Origin of the sequence: Allobaculum fili (genome assembly GCF_020969955.1) — a bacterium.
GTDB classification, from domain to species: domain Bacteria; phylum Bacillota_I; class Bacilli_A; order Erysipelotrichales; family Erysipelotrichaceae; genus Allobaculum; species Allobaculum fili.
Genome location: NZ_JAHDSX010000078.1, coordinates 1 through 5,758 on the forward strand (window position 1 = coordinate 1; position 5,758 = coordinate 5,758).

A 5,758-nucleotide genomic window follows, 5' to 3' on the forward strand; every position below is an offset into this window, starting at 1 on the left:
CGAAGATATCCGTTCGACTTGCATGTATTAGGCATGCCGCCAGCGTTCATCCTGAGCCAGGATCAAACTCTCCATTTGATATTGACTCAAACGCTTATGCGTTTAATGTTTCGTGAATAAATGATTGCTCGAGTACTTTTTGTGATTTTAAGAATCGACGTTGTGTATTTCGAATTTCTTGATCTGTCTGTAAAGTTTTCAAAGAGCCATCTGCTTGTGAGAAACTCGATGCCTCTCACAAGGCTTGTTTATCATATCATCTGCAGAAATCTCTGTCAACAACTGTTTGTGAATTTCTTTATGATTTTCACTTAAGCTGTTTTCTTCGATATCTAAAGGTGATTTGATGCGTTTTGGAAGTCATTTCCTTAACGCTCACTTAGAATATCACAGCATTTTCTCCTATGCAAGCCTTATTTGTGAATTTTTAAAACATTTTCACATCTAGGAATTGCTAGAGATTCAGCTGTGTTCTTCAAGCGGCTGTCTGCTTTCAAACAGCTTTGTTAAGATACTCCTTCTTTACGGAATCTGTCAAATTAAAATACTCTCGCCGCATTTTCCAGAAAATTGAAATAGTAAATTCCAGTCCTGGGCGATTTTTTTCGTTTCGTCTTTCTGGAAATTCTAACTTCCATTTCGAACTTAAATTCCAGTTTTCTTTCCTGCGAACCGCGCGTCTGCTGGATCTTCTGCCTGCAGAACCTGGCAGACAAAAAGGCTGCTCAAATGCAGGACAGAACCGTCTGTCTTCGAGCAGCCTGGATTCTCAAGTCGAGCACGATGGGAAAAGGACTATCCGTTTCCACGGGATCCGCGCACTGTTTGAGATTTTTCTGTTTTTATTTCTGATCCATTTTCGCGAGCAGTCTGGGAACGATCAGGTAAGAAAGCACGACGCAAAGCACCATAATGGCAAAGCATGTCCACAGAAAATCGGTCTGCATGCTGAAAGGGGCTGCATCGGCTGTGGCCATCGCTTTCGCCGAAGCCTCATTCAGTTTGATGCTCCACAGAGCAACGCAGGCACCGCCGGGCAGGAGAGATCCAAAAATACCCAGGATGAAGGCGCTCTTTGGCAGCATGGTGATCAGCGGAATGCCAAAGCCGAGGGCGGAAAACGACAGAATCCAGCCGAGCAGAATATTGATCAGTACAACTTCCTGATCTTTTCCAAAGCCAAGACCATAGACGATTGCCAGACTGAGTCCGAACCCAAACAGTCCGCAAAGCAGACTGAGGATATATTTTTCGCGGATGGCGGTCGGTCTGGAAATGGGCAGTGCGGTCTGATACAGATTCCATCCGCTCATTCGATCGGTAATGATCGACGCTACGCCCTGCATCAGAAAATAAATTGTAATATAGGAAATCAAGCCTTCACTGGCGTCCATCCAGATCATGAAAATACTGATCAGGGCGAAGATTCCCAGCATTACAATCCACTGGGTTTTCAGCATCATGAAGTCCTTTTTCATAAGTCCTTTCATCGGCTTTCTCCTTTCCGCTGCCCTTTGGACAGCATGACGATCATTTCATCGAGCGTCGCCGGATGAATTGCATAATCCGGATACCGCCGGCTGAACTCGGTACGGTCTTTGACCAGCATTTCGGTATGCAGACTTTGCGCTCTTGCAGCCAGGATCAGCTGCTCATCGACGAACTGAACCTGATCCGCGGTCAGCTGGGCAATGCCAAACCGATCGATTTCCTCACGGTCGAGCTCGAACAGGATTTTTCCGTCCTGAATGTAGAGAATCGAATCTGCAATCCGTTCCAGATCCGAAGTAATATGACTCGTCATCAAAATGGCATGGTTTTCGTCTTCCATGAATTCCTGCAGCAGATCCAGAATTTCTTCGCGTACGACCGGATCCAGTCCGGCGGTCGCCTCATCAAGCAGAAGCAGGTCCGGCTGATGCGCCAGTGCCGTCGCAATCGAGAGTTTCATGTACATGCCGCGGGAGAGATGGGCAATTTTCCGATCCAGCGGTACCTGAAAACGATCCAGAAAACGGAAGAAGTAGTCTTCCTGCCAGTTTTCATAAATCGTCTTCATGATGGACGAGATTTCTTTTGGCGTGAATGCGCCCGGCAGACCTTTGGAGTCGCCGGAATAGCCGATTTGGTTGTGCAGGCGCGCATTGTCCAGGGCATTTTCGCCGTACATCAGAATTTCGCCGGACTGGGGAATGTCCTGTCCAAGAATGCATCGAATCGTTGTACTCTTTCCCGAGCCGTTTTCACCGACCATGCCGACAACCCGGCCGGCCGGGACGGTAAAGGAAACGTCCTTCAAAGAAAAATCCTTAAAGGCTTTATTGAGACGGGTTACTTTAAGTGCGTCTTTCATACTTCGTCTTCCTCATACAGCAAAGAAACCAGATTCAGCAGCTCTTCCAGAGTCATCTGCGTTTCTTTCGCTTTTTTAATCAGCGCTTCCGCACAGGCTTCCACTTCTTTCTGTCTGGCTTCCTGCGCTGCCTGGCTGTCGATCTGGGCAACAACGGTTCCCCGCCCGACAGCCGACTCAATCAGGCCTTCCTGTTTCAGATCTTCGTAGGCTTTCTGAACGGTAATGACGCTGACTTTCAACATTTTTGCCAGAGCCCGCATGCTGGGAACCGACTGACCCGGGTTCAGCTTGCCGGAAAGGATCTGGCTTCGCATCTGTGTTTCGATCTGCTCATAAATAGGGACGTCTCCCCGAAAGCTAAGAACGATTTCCAGTTCCATAATGGGTGATCTCCTTTTAGATATTGTATATATACAATCAGTACATTAAACACATTTCAAACGTTTGGCAAGAGCTCCGCAAAAATATTCGAATGAGACCTTTTACGCGATGCATTTCCCGCTCCCTGTTAAAAGCCAGACAAAAAGGAAGAGAAACGCTTCGCCTGTCTTCTCTTCTTCTGGATGGAATCCATCGCTTGGATGGAAGCCATCGCTCATTGCGGATATAAACGGTCCGCTTATGAGCAAGGCGTGCATTTCTCTTCCTGATTTTGTATTGCGTTGTCTATTGGGTGTTGTATGGCAATTCGTTTCGCGCTTTGAATACGAGCTGGTATTCGGGCGGCTTAGTCGTGAACAGTCAGGCTGTGCAGCATTTCCACAAATCTATACGCAAATCGGCTACTGGAACGAAGTAGTCAAACGGAATCTTCCCAGAACTCATTTTCTGACCATCGATAACAACGCCACCTTTACCAGCGCAGCCGGGATTGGCGCCTTCCCCTACTTTGTTTCCAACTGGCTTCCGCATGCGAATGAAGGCGTCGTCGTCCGTCCCGTCGAAGACATGACCATTCAGTACTGGCTCGTCTGTCTTCGCCAGAATCAGGAAATGGTCCGTTTCATTCGATCGCTCTGAAGATCTCTGAGAAACACGCAGTCAGGGACAGCGGTCCGGCGAGCAATGTTTCTGAGATCCTGGTTCGAATTCTCTGCTGGCTCTATACTGGCTTTCCACTGGTTCTCTGTACCGATACTCTGTATCGATTTTCTGTACTCCGTCTTCGAGCGCACTGAAAAAAGACAAAGACAGGCTGCCCATCCGGTATTTTTTCCGTTTGAGCAGCCTGTTTTTCAATTTGTATTTCTGTTCTGAACTTCTTTGTACAGGGTAGGCACCTGCAGTAGAAATCGTCTGTTTAATGGATCAGACGCTCGTAGAAGCTTTTCTGCTGGCGGGCTTCCTCTTCAAACGCCTTCTGGACCTTCTGGTAAACCGGGTGGTCGAGGACCGGATAGCGCTGCGTGCGAAGCGGGCGGCTTCCGACACGGAAGATGATTTCTTTTCCGACCGGCATAGAGAGCACGTCTTCCAGCGGCAGATTTGCGCGAATGCTGACGTTTTTTGCCGTCTGCAAGTCCATGCCGCCAAGATAGACGTATGTGTTGCAGTTGTTGATAATCGTCGTCGCATCCTCCCGTCCATACATTTTGTTCAGCTGAGATTCGGACTGCAGAAGAAGGGTAACGGAAATGTTCTTTTCGCGGAAAACCGAAATCATTTCCGGAAAGTTTTCGATGCAGCCGCCGCTCGCAAAGTCGTCGCAGATCATGTGTACGCCAATCGGCAGACGGCCGGAACCGCACGTATCCGCGAAGTGAAACAGCGTACGGAACACCTGGCCGTAAAAGATATTCAAATAATTCTGAAGACCATTGTTTGTGCTCGAAGTGGAAACAAACAGAACGGTTTTCTTCCAGCCCATCTCCGCAATATCCAGCCTCTCCTTCTTGCGAAGCAGTTCCCGCATGGATGAAGGAAACAGGCGGTCGATTTTGGAGTTCAGATCGCTGAAAATACATCCGGCTGTCCGGATCGGCGTACTGACAAACGTTGACCAGCAGCGGGCCTCAAAGCTGTCCGGCGCAATTTCCAGAATTTCCCGGAATTCCTTATCCACGCTCGTCTGCACCAGATCGCGCGAATAGTCCAGGTGAATGCGGCTGTGAAACTGCAGCACCTCGTCCAGACCGGCTCCCGGATGAAGGCGGCACACATGCGCAATTTCGGCGCTGAACAGCGAAGCAGCGGCCTGTGCCCAGTATGGATCGGCTTGCGAATACGGATTTTTCTGCCCGTCGCCCACGATGAGCGAGGTGGCAAAATACTCGATGTCTTCATCGGACATCATGTAATCGAGCGGATCAAAGCGGACATCCGATCGTTCCGGATCGATGAAATTCAGATCAATCACTTTGTAGCCGCGCTCTTCAAACAGACGGCGGTACGTATTGACCAGACGGCGCTTGGTGACGGTAACGACCAGAGACGATTCGGTCGTTTCCAGCAGGCGCGGTTCGCAGATGGACATCGTTTTTCCGCTCCCGGAAAAGCCGCAGACCATCACGTTGTTGTTGATGCCAGTCAGAGCGCAGTCGCTCGAATAAATCGCGCGATCGCCGAGAATGATTTTTTCACTCATACGCTTATCCCTCCTGAATCAGTTCTCCCAGCTGTGCCTTTCCATCGCACAGCCCAAAATCGATGGCTTCCTGCAAGGTGAAATACCGGTCTTTGGCGGACGCTTCCTCAATTTCCTGCACGCTCTTTTTCGTATGTGCAGCCAGAATTTCATGAATGCGTCCGGAATAGTCGGCGAGTCTTTTCATGACTTCCTTCAGCGATTCATGGTTTCCCGCAAACGAAGAATTCAGCAGAGGCTCATGAATCATGAGCTGGCTGTCTTCAAACATCAGACGCTTCGCGCCTGCCGCAAACAGAACGGCAGCCATCGAATAGCCTTTCTGCATGCAGACGGTATGGATGGGTGCCGGACTCGACTGCATGGCGTCATAAATCAGCAGGCCGGCCCCAACTTCCCCGCCGGGTGAATTGATATACAGATCAATGGGCTGACTGGGATCTTCCTCATTGAGTGTCAGCAGCTGCAAAACGATGCTGTTGGCTTTTTCTTCATCCACTTCTCCAAACACCAGGATGCGCCGTCTGGACAGATGCCGGGTTTCCATAGGAATCAGGGTGGTTCCCTGACAGGTCTTTTCACTCAGATACATAACTGGCCTCCTTTACCAGGAAAGAAGAAGTTCGACCTGCACCTCGTCCGGGTCTGCAGGCTTTCCTTTTCTTCTTTCCTGTCCTGATTCAGTTATACGAAGTAAGCGTCAAATAAAAGACGGGTATTTTCTCGACCGCCTCCTTGGGATAATTCCTTTATTCAAGGAGGCTTTTTCATGGAATCAATCATCCCTGCAATCGATCTCGGTATCGATTTCTCCAAAG

At 49.1% G+C, this 5,758-nt stretch carries 6 protein-coding genes and 1 rRNA gene; 1 reads left to right on the forward strand and 6 read right to left on the reverse strand.

The features are described from left to right. The 4 genes from Afil_RS10455 to Afil_RS10470 form a co-directional block, all read right to left on the reverse strand. A 16S ribosomal RNA gene (locus Afil_RS10455) occupies nucleotides 1-78 on the reverse strand; the annotation flags it as partial. A 764-nt stretch (nucleotides 79-842) separates the two neighbouring features. After that, nucleotides 843-1,490 (reverse strand): ABC-2 transporter permease, encoded by a 648-nt coding sequence (locus tag Afil_RS10460; RefSeq protein WP_230268504.1) that lies wholly within the window; start codon nucleotides 1,488-1,490, stop codon nucleotides 843-845. After that, a complete protein-coding gene (locus Afil_RS10465; RefSeq protein ID WP_230268505.1) occupies nucleotides 1,487-2,353 on the reverse strand; it encodes an ABC transporter ATP-binding protein in 867 nt (288 codons plus the stop codon). Before Afil_RS10465 ends, Afil_RS10460 begins: the two co-directional genes overlap by 4 nt. Further along, nucleotides 2,350-2,736, reverse strand: coding sequence for a GntR family transcriptional regulator (locus Afil_RS10470; RefSeq protein ID WP_230268506.1), 387 nt, complete (start codon nucleotides 2,734-2,736; stop codon nucleotides 2,350-2,352). Before Afil_RS10470 ends, Afil_RS10465 begins: the two co-directional genes overlap by 4 nt. Before the next feature lie 289 nt (nucleotides 2,737-3,025). On the opposite strand from Afil_RS10470, the gene Afil_RS10475 reads away from it, so the two are divergent. Further along, entirely contained in the window at nucleotides 3,026-3,376 is a 351-nt protein-coding gene (locus Afil_RS10475; RefSeq protein WP_230268507.1) for a hypothetical protein, read from the forward strand. Between the two features lie 280 nt (nucleotides 3,377-3,656). On the opposite strand, the gene Afil_RS10480 is transcribed toward Afil_RS10475, so the two are convergent. Together Afil_RS10480 and Afil_RS10485 are read right to left on the reverse strand one after the other, a co-directional pair. Then, nucleotides 3,657-4,940, reverse strand: a complete 1,284-nt coding sequence (locus Afil_RS10480; RefSeq protein WP_230268508.1) for a type IV secretory system conjugative DNA transfer family protein — start codon at nucleotides 4,938-4,940, stop codon at nucleotides 3,657-3,659. Nucleotides 4,941-4,944: 4 nt separating this feature from the next. Then, complete coding sequence (locus Afil_RS10485) at nucleotides 4,945-5,532, reverse strand: ATP-dependent Clp protease proteolytic subunit (RefSeq protein WP_230268509.1); 588 nt, start codon at nucleotides 5,530-5,532, stop codon at nucleotides 4,945-4,947. Nucleotides 5,533-5,758 lie beyond the last annotated feature (226 nt).

What these genes read in the sequence shown, in the direction of transcription:
- Afil_RS10480 (WP_230268508.1), bottom strand. Translation starts at nt 4,940, where the DNA reads ATGAGTGAAAAAATCATTCTCGGCGATCGCGCGATTTATTCGAGCGAC.
- Afil_RS10460 (WP_230268504.1), bottom strand. Translation starts at nt 1,490, where the DNA reads ATGAAAGGACTTATGAAAAAGGACTTCATGATGCTGAAAACCCAGTGG.
- Afil_RS10485 (WP_230268509.1), bottom strand. Translation starts at nt 5,532, where the DNA reads ATGTATCTGAGTGAAAAGACCTGTCAGGGAACCACCCTGATTCCTATG.
- Afil_RS10465 (WP_230268505.1), bottom strand. Translation starts at nt 2,353, where the DNA reads ATGAAAGACGCACTTAAAGTAACCCGTCTCAATAAAGCCTTTAAGGAT.
- Afil_RS10470 (WP_230268506.1), bottom strand. Translation starts at nt 2,736, where the DNA reads ATGGAACTGGAAATCGTTCTTAGCTTTCGGGGAGACGTCCCTATTTAT.